Annotated in this window: 13 protein-coding genes and 1 pseudogene; 10 read left to right on the forward strand and 4 right to left on the reverse strand. The window is 74.5% G+C overall.

The features are described from left to right. Positions 1-55 precede the first annotated feature (55 nt). Positions 56-955, forward strand: coding sequence for a 3-hydroxyacyl-CoA dehydrogenase family protein (locus tag LUW75_RS24660; protein ID WP_349816466.1), 900 nt, complete (start codon positions 56-58; stop codon positions 953-955). Beyond that, positions 952-1,545, forward strand: coding sequence for a TetR/AcrR family transcriptional regulator (locus LUW75_RS12660; RefSeq protein WP_250335697.1), 594 nt, complete (start codon positions 952-954; stop codon positions 1,543-1,545). Before LUW75_RS24660 ends, LUW75_RS12660 begins: the two co-directional genes overlap by 4 nt. Positions 1,546-1,598: 53 nt before the next feature. Here LUW75_RS12660 and LUW75_RS12665 read toward each other — a convergent pair whose 3' ends face one another. Next, on the reverse strand, positions 1,599-2,126 hold the full coding sequence (locus tag LUW75_RS12665) for an Lrp/AsnC family transcriptional regulator (protein ID WP_462933727.1): 528 nt from the start codon (positions 2,124-2,126) through the stop codon (positions 1,599-1,601). A 181-nt stretch (positions 2,127-2,307) separates the two neighbouring features. Between LUW75_RS12665 and pdhA the strand changes: the two genes are divergently transcribed. The 7 genes from pdhA to LUW75_RS12700 all read left to right on the forward strand — a co-directional run bounded on the left by pdhA (position 2,308) and on the right by LUW75_RS12700 (position 10,215). Continuing rightward, positions 2,308-3,450, forward strand: coding sequence for a pyruvate dehydrogenase (acetyl-transferring) E1 component subunit alpha (gene pdhA, locus LUW75_RS12670; protein ID WP_250335698.1), 1,143 nt, complete (start codon positions 2,308-2,310; stop codon positions 3,448-3,450). After that, positions 3,447-4,463, forward strand: coding sequence for an alpha-ketoacid dehydrogenase subunit beta (locus LUW75_RS12675; RefSeq protein ID WP_250335699.1), 1,017 nt, complete (start codon positions 3,447-3,449; stop codon positions 4,461-4,463). The genes pdhA and LUW75_RS12675 overlap by 4 nt, the downstream gene beginning before the upstream one ends. Next, positions 4,463-5,827: a dihydrolipoamide acetyltransferase family protein gene (locus LUW75_RS12680; RefSeq protein ID WP_250335700.1), complete on the forward strand. Its 1,365-nt coding sequence runs from the start codon at positions 4,463-4,465 to the stop codon at positions 5,825-5,827. The genes LUW75_RS12675 and LUW75_RS12680 overlap by 1 nt, the downstream gene beginning before the upstream one ends. A gap of 93 nt (positions 5,828-5,920) precedes the next feature. Next, positions 5,921-6,763, forward strand: a complete 843-nt coding sequence (locus LUW75_RS12685) for an NTP transferase domain-containing protein (protein WP_250335701.1) — start codon at positions 5,921-5,923, stop codon at positions 6,761-6,763. After that, positions 6,760-8,094: a molybdopterin molybdotransferase MoeA gene (locus LUW75_RS12690; protein WP_250335702.1), complete on the forward strand. Its 1,335-nt coding sequence runs from the start codon at positions 6,760-6,762 to the stop codon at positions 8,092-8,094. The genes LUW75_RS12685 and LUW75_RS12690 overlap by 4 nt, the downstream gene beginning before the upstream one ends. Further along, positions 8,091-9,215 (forward strand): potassium channel family protein, encoded by a 1,125-nt coding sequence (locus tag LUW75_RS12695; protein WP_250335703.1) that lies wholly within the window; start codon positions 8,091-8,093, stop codon positions 9,213-9,215. The genes LUW75_RS12690 and LUW75_RS12695 overlap by 4 nt, the downstream gene beginning before the upstream one ends. A 10-nt stretch (positions 9,216-9,225) precedes the next feature. Then, positions 9,226-10,215, forward strand: coding sequence for an NAD(P)H-quinone oxidoreductase (locus tag LUW75_RS12700; RefSeq protein ID WP_250335704.1), 990 nt, complete (start codon positions 9,226-9,228; stop codon positions 10,213-10,215). Between the two features lie 63 nt (positions 10,216-10,278). Here LUW75_RS12700 and LUW75_RS12705 read toward each other — a convergent pair whose 3' ends face one another. The 3 genes from LUW75_RS12705 to LUW75_RS12720 form a co-directional block, all read right to left on the reverse strand. Further along, positions 10,279-10,824 carry a bacterial proteasome activator family protein gene (locus LUW75_RS12705; protein ID WP_284453831.1) on the reverse strand — a complete coding sequence of 182 codons (546 nt, stop codon included), beginning with the start codon at positions 10,822-10,824 and terminating at the stop codon, positions 10,279-10,281. A gap of 298 nt (positions 10,825-11,122) precedes the next feature. Then, on the reverse strand, positions 11,123-11,284 hold the full coding sequence (locus LUW75_RS12710; protein WP_250337796.1) for a hypothetical protein: 162 nt from the start codon (positions 11,282-11,284) through the stop codon (positions 11,123-11,125). 814 nt (positions 11,285-12,098) lie between these two features. Then, the gene (locus LUW75_RS12720; protein ID WP_250335705.1) at positions 12,099-13,745 is read right to left on the reverse strand and encodes a protein kinase domain-containing protein; all 1,647 of its coding nucleotides are present in this window, start codon (positions 13,743-13,745) and stop codon (positions 12,099-12,101) included. Positions 13,746-14,055: 310 nt separating this feature from the next. Between LUW75_RS12720 and LUW75_RS12725 the strand changes: the two are divergent. Beyond that, positions 14,056-15,787, forward strand: a pseudogene (locus tag LUW75_RS12725) (protein kinase domain-containing protein). Positions 15,788-15,796: the final 9 nt, after the last annotated feature.

A 15,796-nucleotide genomic window follows, 5' to 3' on the forward strand; every position in this document is an offset into this window, starting at 1 on the left:
CCCGGGCTTCATCGTCAACCGCCTCGCCCGCCCCTTCTACGCCGAGGCGTTCGCGGTGTACGAGGAGCAGGGCGCCGATCCGGCCACCATCGACGCGGTCCTGCGCGAGTCCGGCGGCTTCCGCATGGGCGCCTTCGAGCTGACCGACCTCATCGGCCACGACGTCAACGAGGCGGTGACCACGTCGGTCTGGGAGGCGTTCTTCCAGGACCCCCGGTTCCGCCCCTCGCTCGCCCAGCGGCGCCTGGTCGAGGCCGGGATGCTCGGCCGCAAGTCCGGCCGCGGCTGGTACGCCTACGACGAGGGGGGCGCCCACCGCCCCGAGCCGCACACCGCCGAGCCGGCCGACCCGCCCGCGTACGTCGTCGCCGAGGGGGACCTCGCCCCCTGCGGCGAGCTGCTCGACATGATCCGCGAGGCCGGGATACCCCTCCGCGAGGAGGAGGAGGACCGGGGCACGCGCCTGGAGCTGCCCAGCGGGGGCCAGCTGGCGCCGGCCGACGGCCAGACCTCCGTCGAGTTCCGCGACGTCGTCTACTTCGACCTCGCCCTCGACTACCGCGAGGCGACCCGCATCGCGCTCGCCGCCGGCCCGGACACGTCACGGGAGACCCTCGACCAGGCGACCGGCCTCTTCCAGGCACTCGGCAAGAAGGTCAGCGTCATCGGTGACGTACCGGGCATGATCGTCGCCCGGACCGTGGCGCGCCTCATCGACCTCGCGCACGACGCGGTCGCCAAGGGCGTCGCCACCGAGGAGGACGTCGACACCGCGATGCGGCTCGGCGTCAACTACCCGCTCGGTCCGATCGAGTGGAGCCGCAGGCTCGGCAGGAACTGGGCGTACGGCCTCCTGGAGGAGCTCCACCAGCGCGACCCCTCGGGACGGTACGCCCCCTCCCTGGCGCTCTACCGCCACTCCTACGCGGACGGGGAGGGGGAGAGCGGGCGATGACGACCGTCAGGCGCGACACCTACACCCCCGAGACCCTCCTCTCGGTCGCCGTCCGGGTCTTCAACGAGCGCGGTTACGACGGCACGTCCATGGAGCACCTCTCCCGGGCAGCCGGGATCTCCAAGTCCTCGATCTACCACCACGTCGCCGGCAAGGAGGAGTTGCTGCGGCGGGCGGTCAGCCGTGCCCTGGACGGGCTGTTCGCCGTGCTCGACGAGGGGCCCGCCACCCGCGGCCGGGCCGTCGAGCGGGTCGAGTACGTCACCCGGCGCACGGTCGAGGTGCTGGTCGACGAACTGCCGTACGTGACGCTGCTGCTACGGGTGCGCGGCAACACCCGGACCGAGCGCTGGGCCCTGGAGCGGCGCCGCGAGTTCGACCACCGCATAGCCGATCTGATGAAGGCGGCCGCGGCGGACGGGGACCTCCGCTCCGACATGGACATAAAGATCGCGACCAGGCTGCTGTTCGGCATGGTGAACTCGCTCGTCGAGTGGTACCGCCCGCAGCCCGGCGACGGGGCCGGCCGCCGGCAGGTGGCGGACACGCTGGTCCGCATGGCCTTCGAGGGCCTGCGCACCGGCCACTGACCCCCCGCGGCGCAGCGGGCCCCGCCCGGGGCGGGGCCCGCTGCGCCGCGCCCCTACACCCCGTCGGCCGTGAGCCTGCGGTTGAGGTCCGTCTCCTCGAACACCAGCAGCGTGCGCGTGGACAGCACCTCCGGGATCGCCTGCAGCCTGGTCAGGACCAGCTCGCGCAGGGTGCGGTTGTCCGGTGTGTGCACCAGCAGCAGCACGTCGAAGTCTCCGCTGACCAGGGCGATGTGCGCCGCGCCCGGAAGCGTCTGCAACTGCTCGCGGACGGTGCGCCACGAGTTCTGCACGATCTTGAGCGTGATGTACGCGGAGGCTCCCTGGCCCGCCCGCTCGTGGTTGACGCGTGCGCTGAAGCCGCGGATCACCCCGTCGTCGATGAGCCGGTTGATGCGCGCGTAGGCGTTCGCGCGCGACACGTGGACCCGCTCGGCCACCGACCGTATCGACGCCCGCCCGTCCGCCTGGAGGATCCGCAGGATGGCGCGGTCGACGGCGTCGAGCGGGCGGGGCGCCGGAGCGCCCTCGCCACCCTGCGAATCCTGACCCCGACCGTTGGCCATTTGTTCAGCGTCCATATCCCCCCACCTTTCCTTCGTGGACGAGATGCCCTGTCCCCGGGCTGTGCAAAACCGTTTGTCCACAGGATCGGGGGCCCTGTAGCCAGAATGGCTCCACGACCGAACAATCGGTAGGTGAGGCGTGCCACATTCGCGCCGTCCCCGGGGCTTACGCCCACTCCCACGAGGAGGTGCTGTCATGACGGTCCAAGAGCTGCCCGGCGCGGCCTCTTACCGTCCCGGTCCGCCGCCGGCGTGGAAGCCGCGCACGGACCCCGCGCCGCTGCTCCCGGACCCCGAGCCGTACCGGGTGCTGGGCACGGACGCCGCCGCCGACTTCGCGCCCGACGTCCTGCGCCGGCTCTACGCCGAGCTGGTGCGCGGCCGCCGGTACAACACGCAGGCGACCGCGCTCACCAAGCAGGGACGGCTGGCCGTGTACCCGTCCAGCACGGGTCAGGAGGCCTGCGAGGTGGCCGCCGCGCTCGTCCTGGAGGAGCGGGACTGGCTGTTCCCGTCGTACCGGGACACCCTGGCCGCCGTGGCGCGCGGACTGGACCCCGTCGAGGCGCTGACGCTGCTGCGGGGCGACTGGCACACCGGATACGACCCGCGCGAGTGCCGCATCGCCCCCCTGTGCACCCCGCTCGCCACGCAGCTCCCGCACGCCGTGGGCCTGGCCCACGCCGCACGCCTCAAGGGCGACGACGTCGTGGCGCTGGCCATGATCGGCGACGGCGGCACCAGCGAGGGCGACTTCCACGAGGCGCTGAACTTCGCCGCCGTGTGGCAGACCCCCGTCGTCTTCCTCGTGCAGAACAACGGCTTCGCGATCTCCGTGCCGCTCCACAAGCAGACCGCTGCCCCGTCGCTCGCCCACAAGGCGGTCGGTTACGGCATGCCGGGCCGGCTCGTCGACGGCAACGACGCGGCCGCCGTCCACCAGGTCCTCTCCGAGGCGGTGGCCCGCGCCCGGCGCGGCGGCGGCCCCACGCTCGTCGAGGCCGTGACGTACCGCCTCGACGCCCACACCAACGCCGACGACGCGACCCGGTACCGCGGGGACGCCGAGGTCGAGGCGTGGCGGCGGCACGACCCGGTCGAGCTCCTGGAGCGGGAGCTGACGGAGCGCGGCCTCATCGACGAGGAGGGCATCCGGGAAGCGGCCGAAGAGGCCGAGACGATGGCCGCGCGGCTGCGCGAGCGGATGAACGCCGACGCCCGGCTCGACCCCGTGGACCTGTTCACCCACGTCTACGCGGAGCAGACCGCGCAGCTGAGGGAGCAGGCCGCGCAGCTGCGGGCCGAGCTGGACGCCGAAGCGGAAGGCGACGACCGATGACCACCGTGGCAGCCAAGCGGGCGGCCAAGCCCGCCACCATGGCGCAGGCCCTCCAGCGGGCCATGCGCGACGCGATGGCCGAGGACCCGACGGTGTACGTCATGGGCGAGGACGTCGGCACGCTGGGCGGCGTCTTCCGCGTCACCGACGGACTCGCCGAGGAGTTCGGCGAGGACCGCTGCGCGGACACGCCGCTCGCCGAGGCCGGCATCCTCGGCACGGCCGTCGGCATGGCGATGTACGGGCTGCGGCCGGTCGTCGAAATGCAGTTCGACGCCTTCGCCTACCCCGCCTTCGAGCAGCTCCTCAGCCATGTCGCCAAGATGCGGAACCGCACGCGCGGCGCGATGCCGATGCCGCTGGTCGTCCGCGTCCCGTACGGCGGCGGGATCGGCGGTGTCGAGCACCACAGCGACTCCTCCGAGGTGTACTACATGGCGACCCCGGGGCTCCACGTCGTCACCCCCGCGACGGTCGAGGACGCCTACGGACTGCTCCGCGCCGCCATCGCCTCCGACGACCCGGTCGTCTTCCTGGAGCCGAAGCGGCTGTACTGGTCGAAGTCCGACTGGTCGCCCGAGAGCCCGGCCGCGGTGGAGCCGATCGGCCGCGCCGTGGTGCGCCGCAGCGGCCGCAGCGCCACGCTGATCACGTACGGCCCGTCCGTACCGGTCTGCCTGGAGGCGGCCGAGGCGGCACAGGCGGAGGGCTGGGACCTGGAGGTCGTGGACCTGCGCTCGCTGGTGCCGTTCGACGACGAGACCGTCTGCGCGTCGGTGCGGCGCACGGGACGCGCGATCGTCGTGCACGAGGCCACCGGCTTCGCCGGGCCGGGTGCGGAGATCGCCGCCCGGGTCACCGAGCGGTGCTTCCACCACCTGGAGGCCCCGGTGCTGCGGGTGGCCGGGTTCGACATCCCGTACCCGCCGCCCATGCTGGAGCGGCATCACCTGCCGGGTGTGGACCGGGTCCTGGACGCGGTCGCCCGGCTCCAGTGGGAGGCGGCGAGCTGATGACCCAGGTGCTGGAGTTCAGGTTGCCGGACCTCGGTGAGGGGCTCACCGAGGCCGAGATCGTGCGGTGGCTCGTCTCGGTCGGGGACGTCGTCGCCATCGACCAGCCGGTCGTGGAGGTCGAGACGGCCAAGGCGATGGTGGAGGTCCCCTGCCCGTACGGCGGCGTCGTCACCGCCCGCTTCGGCGAGGAGGGCGAGGAACTGCCGGTCGGCGCTCCGCTGCTGACCGTCGCCGTCGGTGCCGCGGAGGCACCGGCCGCCTCCGGGGAGCCTAGGCAGCCGGATGCGACCCCGGAGGCGGAGACCGTCGGGGGGTGCGCCGCACCCGCCGACGAGGGCTCGGGGAACGTGCTGGTCGGCTACGGCACCAGCGCGGCGTCCGCCCGCAGGCGGCGCGTCCGCCCGGCGGCGCCGATCGCCGCGTCCGCGCCCCGGGCCGCCGTTCCCGCACCGGCGCCCGCCGCGCCTGCGGAGGGACCGGTCCCGGTGGTCTCGCCGCTCGTGCGGAAGCTCGCCCGGGAGCGCGGGGTCGACCTGCGGCGGCTGCACGGTTCCGGCCCGGACGGGCTGATCCTGCGGGCCGACGTCGAACGGGCCTCGGCCGCCGCCGCGGCCCCGGCGGAGACCGCCCCGGCGCGGCCCGTGCCGACCGCCTCCGCCGCGGGGGCGGCCGTCGCCGAGCGGATTCCGCTGCGCGGGGTGCGTGGAGCCGTCGCCGACAAGCTGACCCGCAGCCGCCAGGAGATCCCCGACGCCACCTGCTGGGTCGACGCCGACGCGACGGAACTCATGGCGGCGCGAGCCGCGATGAACGCCGCCGGGGGACCGAAGATCTCCCTACTGGCGCTGATGGCCCGGATCTGCACGGCCGCACTCGCCCGCTACCCGGAGCTGAACTCCCGCGTCGACCTCGACTCCCGTGAGATCGTCCGGCTGCCCGAGGTGCACCTGGGCTTCGCGGCCCAGACCGACCGCGGCCTGGTCGTGCCCGTCGTCCGCGACGCTCACACCCGCTCCGCCGAGGACCTCACGGCGGAGTTCGCCCGCCTCACCGAGGTGGCGCGCGCGGGCACCCTGTCCCCGGCCGACCTGACGGGCGGCACGTTCACGCTGAACAACTACGGCGTGTTCGGCGTCGACGGCTCCACGCCGATCATCAACCACCCCGAGGCGGCGATGCTCGGCGTCGGCCGGATCATTCCGAAGCCGTGGGTGCACAACGGCGGGCTGGCCGTCCGTCAGGTCGTGCAGCTGTCCCTCGCGTTCGACCACCGGGTGTGCGACGGCGGTACGGCGGGCGGCTTCCTACGGTACGTCGCCGACTGCGTCGAGCACCCCGCGGTGCTGCTGCGCACCCTGTAGGCCCGGGGCCCGGCCGTCCTCTCCCGGAGGCCGGGCCCCGTCAGGACGCCGGGGCGCTGTCCGCTCCGCCACGGCGGCGACCATACTGGGCACGTGACCCGATTCGACGCCGTCGTGCTGGCGGGAGGAGCCGCGAGGCGGCTCGGTGGCGCGGACAAGCCCGGCCTGAGCGTCGGTGGACGCACCCTGCTCGACCGGGTGCTGCACGCCTGCCGCGACGCCGGGCGGGCCGTGGTGGTCGGCGGCCGGCGGCCGACCGCCCGGCCCGTCGTCTGGGCCCGGGAGGAACCACCGGGGGGCGGACCCGTCGCCGCCCTGGCCGCCGGGGTGCGGCACGTCGACGCCGACGCGCTCGTCGTCCTCGGTGGCGACCTTCCGTTCCTGGACCGCGCGGCCGTACGGCACCTCGTCGGCGCTCTCGCCGCGTCGACCGCCGAGGCCGTCCTGGCCGTCGACGAGGACGGCCGCGACCAGCCCCTCGTCGCCGCCTACCGAACCGAACCGCTGCGCCGCGAGATCGCCCTCCTCGCCACCGAGCACGGTCCCCTCTCCGGGTTGCCCCTGCGTCTGCTGACACAGGAACTGGACCTCGCCCGGGTTCCCGCCCGGCCGCTCGCCGCCTTCGACTGCGACACCTGGGAAGATCTCGCCGCGGCCCGGGCCCGCATCAGGGAGCATGGGAACGTGCTGGACGAATGGATGACCACGGTCAAGGCCGAGCTCGGCATCGAACTCGACGTCGACACCACCCTGCTGCTCGACCTGGCCCGCGACGCCGCCCACGGCGTCGCCCGGCCCGCCGCGCCGCTCACCACCTTCCTCGTGGGGTACGCGGCGGCCAAGGCGGAGGGCGACGGACCGCAGGCCGTGGCGGAGGCGGCCCGGAAGGCGGCCGCGCTGGCGGACCGCTGGGCGAGCGAGGCCGACGCGGGATGACCGAGCCGGACGTCGACGGCGTCGACGAAGCCCTCGCCCTGGTCGGCAGAGCGCAGACCCGCCCCGCCGGGCCCCCTCCGCCCGGGCCCCGCGACACGCCGTGGAACCAGGCCCGCGCCGTCGCCGCCCGGGCCGGCCGCCACACGGCCCTCCGCACCCGCCGCGTCCCCCTCCACGAGGCGCTCGGACGGGTCCTCGCCGCGCCGCTGACCGCCCTCACCGACCTGCCGCCGTTCGACACCTCCGCCATGGACGGCTGGGCGGTCGCCGGTCCCGGGCCGTGGGAGGTCCGCACGGACGACTCGGTCCTCGCCGGCCGCGGCGGGATCCCCGTGCTGCCCGACGGCGTCGCGGTGCGCATCGCGACGGGCGCCCGCGTCCCCGCCGACACCACCGCCGTCATCCGCTCCGAACACGCCCGCGCCGAAGCGGCGCGCGGCGACCGCTCCGGCACCGGGCCGGGCGGCCACCTGCACGCGCGGTACGAGGTGGTGCCCGGCCAGGACATCCGCCCGCGCGGCCAGGAGTGCCGCAGGGGCGACGAACTGCTTCCCGCCGCCACGGTCGTCACCCCGGCCGCGCTCGGCCTGGCGGCCGCCGCCGGGTACGACGAGCTGGCCACCGTCGAACCACCCCGCACCGAAGTCCTCGTCCTCGGCGACGAGTTGCTCGCCTCGGGCATCCCGCGCGACGGGCTCATCCGGGACGTGCTCGGGCCCATGCTCGGCCCCTGGCTGCGCTCCCTGGGCGCCGAGATCGTCGCCGTGCGGCGCGTCGGTGACGACGAGGAGGCGCTGCACGAGGCCGTCGCCGGAACGAGCGCCGACCTCGTCGTCACCACCGGGGGCACCGCCGCCGGGCCGGTCGACCACGTCCGCCCCGTCCTGCTCAAGACGGGTGCCGAGCTCCTCGTCGACGGCGTACGGGTGCGGCCGGGGCACCCCATGCTGCTGGCCCGCCTCGCCGCCTCCCGGTACCTCGTCGGCCTGCCCGGCAATCCGCTGGCGGCCGTCTCCGCGCTGCTCACCCTCGCCGAGCCGCTGCTGTGCGGCCTCTCAGGGAGGGTCGCCCTGGAGCCACTCTGGGCACCCGTGCGCGACGAGGCGCGCGGCCACCCCCGCGACACCCGCCTGGTGCCCGTCGCCTTCCGCGCCGGGGAGGCCGTACCCCTCCGCTACACCGGTCCCGCCATGCTGCGCGGGCTCGCCGCCGCCGACGGGCTCGCCGTCGTACCGCCGGGCGGCGCCCGGCCCGGCGACGAACTGGAAGTCCTCGACCTCCCGTGGACGGCGTCCACCCCGACCCCGGCCCAAGGGGGGCGTTTCACGTGAAACATCCCAGCAGGGAAGCCCGCGCTAGCCAGGAGGAGGACCAGCTGGCCACCGGCCGGATCAGTCTGCCGAGGAGGATCGTCGAGCATCCGCTGAGGCAGGTGGGCCAGCGGCTGGCCCTCGCCCTGCTCGTCCTGCTCGTGACGGTCCTGATCGTCGTGGCCGACCGCAGCGGGTACAAGGACAACGTCGACGGGCAGGTCGGTCTGCTCGACGCCGTCTACTACGCCACGGTGACGCTCTCGACGACCGGGTACGGCGACATCGTGCCGGCGAGCGACGCCGCCCGGCTGGTCAACGTGCTGGTCGTGACCCCGCTGCGCGTGCTCTTCCTGATCATCCTGGTCGGCACCACCCTGGAGGTACTGGCCGAGCGCACCCGTGAGGAGTGGCGCCAGAAGCGTTGGAGGTTGGCCTTGCGAGACCACACGGTCGTCGTCGGATTCGGTACGAAGGGGCGCTCCGCGCTGGAGACCCTGATGGCCACGGGGCTGAAGAAGCAGCAGGTCGTGGTGGTCGACCCGAGCAGCAAAGTGATCGAAATGGTCAACGCGGAGGGGTTGACCGGCGTCGTCGGCGACGGCACCCGCAGCGATGTGCTCCTCCGTGCCGAGGCCCAGAGGGCCCGCCAGATCATCGTCGCCACCCAGCGGGACGACACCGCCGTCCTCGTCACCCTCACGGCACGTCAGCTCAACAGGGGCGTCAAGATCATCGCCGCGGTGCGTGAGGAGGAGAACGCCCCGCTGCTGCGCCAGTCCGGGGCGGACGCCGTCATCACCAGCGCCAGCGCCGCGGGACGGCTGCTCGGTCTGTCCGTGCTGAGTCCCAGCGCGGGAACGGTGCTGGAGGACCTGATCCACCAGGGCACCGGCCTCGACATCGTCGAGCGGCCGGTGACCAGGGCGGAGGCCGGCCGGAGCGTCCGGGACACCGAGGACCTGGTGGTGAGCGTACTGCGCGGCCACCGTCTGATCGGCTATGACGATCCGGAGGCCAGTCCGCTCCAGCTGACCGACCGGGTCATCGCGATCAAACGGTCGAAGGGGGCCAACGGCGTGGCGGCCCCGCTGAAGGGCGCGGCGTGGAACGGCTCCTCGACGGCCACACCGGCGGAGTAGCCTCGCGGCCATGCGTGCGATCACGATTCCCGAACCCGGCGGCCCCGAGGTGCTCGTCTGGACCGAGGTGCCCGACCCCGTCCCCGGAGAGGGCGAGGTCCTCGTCGACGTGGTGGCCGGAGCCGTCAACCGCGCCGACCTGCTCCAGCGGCGGGGCTTCTACGACCCTCCGCCGGGCGCGTCCCCGTACCCCGGCCTCGAGTGCTCGGGGCGGATCGCCGCGCTGGGGCCCGGCGTCTCCGGCTGGACCGTCGGCGACGAGGTGTGCGCGCTGCTCGCGGGCGGCGGGTACGCCGAGAGGGTGGCCGTCCCGGTCGGCCAGCTGCTTCCGGTGCCGAAGGGCCTCGACCCGGTGACGGCGGCGGCGCTGCCGGAGGTCACCGCGACCGTCTGGTCGAACGTCTTCATGGCGGCCCGCCTGCGGCCCGGCGAGACCCTGCTGGTGCATGGCGGTGCCAGCGGCATCGGGACGATGGCGATCCAGCTCGGCAAGGCGGTCGGCGCCCGGGTCGCGGTGACCGCCGGCGGTCCGGAGAAGCTGGCCCGCTGCGCCGAGCTGGGCGCGGACATCCTGATCGACTACCGTACCCAGGACTTCGTCGACGAACTGCGCCGGGCCACGGACGGAGCGGGTGCGGACGTCATCCTCGACATCATGGGCGCCAAGTATCTGGAGCCGAACGTCAGGGCGCTCGCGGTGAACGGCCGACTCGCCGTCATCGGCCTCCAGGGCGGCGTCAAGGGCGAGTTGAACCTCGGGGCGCTGCTCGCCAAGCGGGCCGCCGTGACGGCGACCTCGCTGCGCCAGCGGCCGCCGGAGGAGAAGGCGGCCATCGTCGCCGCCGTACGGGAGCACGTCTGGCCGCTCGTCGAGGCGGGCACGGTCCGCCCCGTCGTGCACCGCACGCTTCCGCTGGCGAAGGCGGCGGAGGCCCACCGGGTGCTGGAGGACGGCGCCCACGTCGGCAAGGTGCTGCTGATCAGGGACGCGGACGCCTGACGGCCGTTCGGCGGGCGGCCCGGCACACATGCCGTGTGCCGGGCCGCCCGTGATGCCGTGGGCTCACAGGTAGGGGCCGCCCGACCGGGCGCGGCCGTGCCCCTCGTCGTCCTGCGACACGGCCATGCCCGGGGGAAGGGCCCGACGCATCTGCTCCAACTGGGCGCGGGCCGCCATCTGCTGGGCGAACAGCGCCGTCTGGATGCCGTGGAAGAGGCCCTCCAGCCAGCCGACCAACTGGGCCTGGGCGATCCGCAGTTCCGCCTCGGACGGGATCGCCTCGTCGGTGAACGGGAGGGACAGCCGCTCCAGTTCCGCGACGAGCTCCGGAGCCAGCCCCTCCTCCAGCTCCTTCACCGAACTGTGGTGGATCTCCTTCAACCGGACACGGCTGGCCTCGTCGAGGGGGGCCGCCCGCACCTCCTCCAGCAGCTGCTTGATCATGCTGCCGATCCGCATGACCTTGGCCGGCTGCTCGACCATCTCCGTCACCGGGGTCTCGCGCGCCTCGTCGTCACCCTCGCCGCCCCCGCCGAGCGCCATACCGTCCTGCCCGACGATGAGGACCTGCGGAGTCTCCTGCGACCGTTCATTCCTCGGCATCTCCATGCCGCCATTCTCTCGTACGGACACGCCACCACACGGTGTGCCCCCGGGCGCGGACGATCCACCCCGCACAGGGGGCGCGAACCGGCGCGATCCGCACCGCACGGCCGCGCATCGGCCCGGGACGGCCGCGTACGGGGCCGAGGCGGTCGTACACCGGCCCGGGGTGGCCGCGATCCGGGCTGAGGCGGCCGCGATCCGGGCCGGAGCGGCGCCGCGCCCCCCCGCCGCCGGGAGGCCCGGCGCGGCGGGACGAACCCGCCACCGCGCCCCGGGGGCCGGCCCGGCGCTGGCCGGGACGTCAGACGTGGCGGACGCGGAGGCCGATGAAGCCCAGGCCGATGCCCATCAGGGTGAGTCCCGCTCCGAGCGTCAGGACGGGGACGCGCCGGTCGACACCGGTCTCGGCGGCCCGGCCGTGCGGCTCCCAGGCAGCCGTGGAGGGGCTGTCGTACGGCGGCACGGCGGCGGGGGAGCCGCCGTCCGATACGCCTTCCGGCCCCGGGTCCCAGCCGTCGTGGTGGCCGTGGTCCGTCGCCGTCCCGTCGCGCGTGCGGTCGGCGGCCGGGGAGGCGGACGGGGCGGAGGTGGGATCCGGCGACGGGGACTCGGGCCGACCGGGCCGCTCCCGTCCGGCTGCGGCGGGCCGTCCCGCGAGCGAGGGCCGCGGGCTGCCGGTGCCCGGCCGGGACGGGGACCCGGCTTCGGGGCCGCCGGGGCCGGGGGGAGGAGGGACCGGCCGGGGGGCTCGACGGGGAACCGGTCGGGGAGCCGGTGGGAGGACCCGGCGGGGTGGAGGCCCCCGGACCGGGCCGGCCCTGCGGACCGGACGCGGTGGGTGTCGGAGCCGTCCCCGTCCCCGGCGTGGGGACGGTCATCGCGGTGGGCCCGCCCGCCGTGCTCGACCGCGACGGGGACGCGCCGCCGTCCGCGTGTGCGGCGGGGACCAGGCAGCCCGCCGCGCACAGGAGGAGGGAGACCAGTGCGAGCGCCCGTCCGGCATGGACCCGTGGAGCCATCGGACGACTCCCTTCGCGCGGCGTTTCCCGTTCCCGCCCACGATCACACACGGCACCGCACCGGGGCCTCCCGAAACGGCCGAATGGACCAGTGCGCGCGGACGAACGCGGAACGAACGGCGGGGAAACCCCGCAGCGGCCCCGTCCGCCGGCCGCGGTCCCGCCCCCGCGGCTCCGCTACCGCCGGCCGCGGTCCCGTCGCGGTCGGCCGTGGCCCGTCCGCCGGCCGCGGTCCCGTCCCCGTGGGCCGCGGCTCCGCTACCGCTGGCCGCGGCCCGTGGAGACCTCCAGCGTGAAGCCGGCCTCGTCCGCGTTGATCTCGGTGTCCTGCGGCGGGTACTGGGTGAGGACCGTCCCGTCGCCGTAGACGTTCTCGTCCACCCGGATCTCCTTGGTGATCTTCCAGCCGGCCGCCTGGATGCACTCCTTGACCGAGGTGATGTTCCGGTACCGGAAGTCCGGGACCTTGAACTTCTCCGGGTCGTCGCCCTCGCCGGGATCCGTGCACTCCTTGGTCTCGATGCGCTTGCTGAGGTCGGGGCCCTTGTAGTCGGCGCCCTCGGTACCGGTACCGGCGCCGGCGCTCGGCTGCGTACCCGCCACCGTCGTGCCCGACGGGTCCTCCTTGTCGAAGGCGAGCGCGGTGATCGTCCCGCCGACCGCCACCAGCGCGGCCACGATCGCGCCCACGAGCAGCGGCGTGTTCCGACGGCCGCCCCCGTCCCCGGCACCGCCGGTCGCCGCCGGCTGGTAGGGGGCGGACGTCTGGTAGGCGGGCGCCGGGGCCGTCGGCTGGTGCGGGTAGCCGTACGCCGCCGGCGCCGGCGCGGGGGCCGGGGTCGGCGGCCCGTACGGGCTCGGCGCCGGTGCCTGGTACGGCGTCCGGACGCCCTGCGCCGCAGGGTCCGCGTGCGACTGGTCCAGCGGCGGGAACACCGTCGAGCCGACGCCCGCGCCGCTGCTGACCGGGGCGCCCGGGACGATCACCGGCGCGCCGGCCCGCCCGGCGGACAGCACGCGCAGGCACTCGTCGCGCATGGCGGCGGCGCTGGGGAACCGCTCGTTCGGGTTCTTCTTCAGCGCCCGCGCGACGAGCGCGTCCATCGCCGGCGTGATCGACCGGTTGACGGAGGACGGCGCGACCGGCTCCTCCTGCACGTGCGCGTACGCGATGGCCAGCGGCGAGTCGGCGTCGAACGGCAGCCGCCCGGTCAGCAGCTGGAACAGCATGATGCCGACCGAGTACAGGTCGGAGCGGGCGTCGACGCCGCGGCCGAGGGCCTGCTCGGGCGACAGGTACTGCGGCGTGCCGACGACCATGCCGGTCTGCGTCATCGACGTGACGCCCGACTGCATGGCGCGGGCGATGCCGAAGTCCATGACCTTGACGACGCCGCGCTTGGTCACCATCACGTTGCCCGGCTTGATGTCGCGGTGGACTAGGCCCATCTCGTGGCTGGTCTCCAGCGCGGCCAGCACGTCCGCGGTCACCTTCAGGGCCTTGTCGGCGGGCATCGCGCCGTACTGCCGGACGTCGTCCGCCAGCACCGAGCCGAGCGGCCGGCCCTCCACGTACTCCATGACGATGTACGGCATGACGCCGCCCTCGCCCATCGAGGGGTCGCTGAAGACGACCGTGTCCTCGCCGGTGTCGAAGACCGACACGATGTTGGTGTGCTGGAGCTTCGCGACGGCCTGGGCCTCGCGCCGGAACCGCTCGCGGAACGACTGCTCTCGGCCGAGTTCCGTGTGGAGGGTCTTGATGGCGACCTGCCGGTCCAGGGCGCTGTCGTACGCCAGGTACACCGAGGCCATGCCGCCTTCACCGAGCAGGTCGCGCAGCTGGTAGCGACCGTTCGCCACCGAACCGCCCGCATAGCGGCCCTGTGCGCCGTCCTGGCTCATCGTGCTTCCCCCTACGCGCGCGTGTCCGCGGTGATCCCGGATTTACGGGCCAAGTCTGCCCCAGGCCGCGGACACGTCAAGCCGGGCACCCGTTCCGTGACCGTACGCGTCGGAAGCGTCCCGGAAGCGTTACGCGGGCCCCGCCGAATTTGCACAGGCGCACGGGAAGCCGATTGGATGGCCGGTCCATCCCGAACCGGCGCGTCACCCGGAGGCTGTAGCGTGACGTGGCGAAGTACCCCTGAAAAGACGGCGGCACACCGCTCGCGGGCACAGCGCGCGGACAGCAACGGAAATGACGGCGAGGACGATGGCACCCGGATCCGAAGCAGGTGGTGGCGGAGTGTCGGACGACGGAGCGTCGGGGCGCGGTGACGCCGTCGAGTTCGGTGCCGGCGGCCTGGTCGGCGACGGCCGCTACCGCCTGACCCACCGTCTCGGCCGCGGCGGCATGGCCGAGGTGTTCGCCGCGGAGGACGTGCGGCTGGGCCGGACGGTCGCCGTGAAGCTGCTCCGCGCCGACCTGGCGGAGGACCCGGTCTCCAAGGCCCGCTTCACGCGCGAGGCGCAGTCCGTCGCGGGGCTGAACCACCACGCGATCGTGGCGGTGTACGACTCCGGCGAGGACGAGGTGAACGGCCAGGCCGTGCCGTACATCGTCATGGAGCTGGTCGAGGGCCGCACCATCCGGGAGCTGCTGGTCAGCGCGGAGGCGCCGCCGCCCGAGCAGGCGCTCATCATCGTGTCGGGCGTGCTGGAGGCGCTGGCCTACTCGCACCAGCACGGCATCGTGCACCGCGACATCAAGCCGGCGAACGTCATCATCACCGGCAGCGGCGCCGTCAAGGTCATGGACTTCGGCATCGCCCGGGCCCTGCACGGGGCGTCCACGACGATGACGCAGACCGGCATGGTCATGGGCACGCCCCAGTACCTGTCGCCCGAGCAGGCCCTCGGCAAGGCCGTCGACCACCGTTCCGACCTGTACGCCACGGGCTGCCTGCTGTACGAGCTGCTGGCGCTGCGGCCCCCGTTCGTCGGCGAGACGCCGCTGTCCGTCGTGTACCAGCACGTGCAGGACACGCCGGTGCCGCCGTCCCGGGTGTCCGACGGGGCCCCGCCGGAGCTGGACGGGCTGGCGATGCGGGCGCTGGCGAAGGACCCGGACGACCGGTTCCAGAGCGCCGAGGAGATGCGCGGGCTGATCCAGTACGGGCTGCGCATGCTCCAGGAGGAGGGCGGCCACACCGGTACGTGGAACACCGGCCCGATCGGCCCGCACGAGGACGGCCACACCCCCGCACGGCGGCGTCGCGGCGACCGCCGTGATGGGCGCGGCGGGCACCGGCGGCCCCTCGACGCCGCCCCGGCCGATGCCGCTGCACGGCGACACCTCGCAGGCCCCGATCCTGCCCCCGGTGAACCCCGACGACGGCGCCTACACGGGGGGGCACGACCGGGGGCGCGGGGGCGGCGGCCGCGGCAGGGTGCTGCTGTTCGTCGCGTTCGCGCTGGTCGCGGTCGTGGCCGGGATCGTGTACGCGGTCAAGGCGAGCGAGACGCCGACGGGCACGGAGATAAGGCCGAGCACCAGCCCGACGCCGTCCGTCTCGAGCAGCACCACGCCCTCGCCGTCCGCCTCGGAGTCCGAGGGGGAGACGCGGCGGCCCGACACGTCGACCGGCGGGAGCGGCGGCTGGACCCCCCCGTCGCAGAACCCGGCGCCGCCGTCGTACAGCCAGGACCCGACGCCCTCCACGAGCGGCGACACCGGCGACGCGGGCACGACCGGCGGCTCCGCCGACGGCGGGACGACCGGCTCGACCGACACGGGCGGCGGTACGACGGGCGGCTCCGCCGACGGCGGGACGACCGGCTCGACCGACACGGGCGGCGGTACGACGGGCGGCTCCGCCGACGGCGGGACGACCGGCTCGACCGACACGGGCGGCGGCGACAGCACCGGGACGACCGGCTCCGGCCAGCAGGGCGGGACCACGATGGGGACCGCGTCCGGCGGCGGCGGCTTCACCAGCGGCTGAGGCGCCGGC

This window comes from Streptomyces sp. MRC013, from assembly GCF_023614235.1.
Taxonomy (GTDB): Bacteria; Actinomycetota; Actinomycetes; order Streptomycetales; family Streptomycetaceae; genus Streptomyces.

Bases quoted from the DNA above. Each gene is read 5' to 3' on its own strand.
- LUW75_RS12675 (WP_250335699.1), top strand. From the start codon at position 3,447: ATGACCACCGTGGCAGCCAAGCGGGCGGCCAAGCCCGCCACCATGGCG.
- LUW75_RS12665 (WP_462933727.1), bottom strand. From the start codon at position 2,126: ATGGACGCTGAACAAATGGCCAACGGTCGGGGTCAGGATTCGCAGGGT.
- LUW75_RS12690 (WP_250335702.1), top strand. From the start codon at position 6,760: ATGACCGAGCCGGACGTCGACGGCGTCGACGAAGCCCTCGCCCTGGTC.
- LUW75_RS12680 (WP_250335700.1), top strand. From the start codon at position 4,463: ATGACCCAGGTGCTGGAGTTCAGGTTGCCGGACCTCGGTGAGGGGCTC.
- pdhA (WP_250335698.1), top strand. From the start codon at position 2,308: ATGACGGTCCAAGAGCTGCCCGGCGCGGCCTCTTACCGTCCCGGTCCG.
- LUW75_RS12705 (WP_284453831.1), bottom strand. From the start codon at position 10,824: ATGGAGATGCCGAGGAATGAACGGTCGCAGGAGACTCCGCAGGTCCTC.
- LUW75_RS12700 (WP_250335704.1), top strand. From the start codon at position 9,226: ATGCGTGCGATCACGATTCCCGAACCCGGCGGCCCCGAGGTGCTCGTC.
- LUW75_RS12720 (WP_250335705.1), bottom strand. From the start codon at position 13,745: ATGAGCCAGGACGGCGCACAGGGCCGCTATGCGGGCGGTTCGGTGGCG.
- LUW75_RS12660 (WP_250335697.1), top strand. From the start codon at position 952: ATGACGACCGTCAGGCGCGACACCTACACCCCCGAGACCCTCCTCTCG.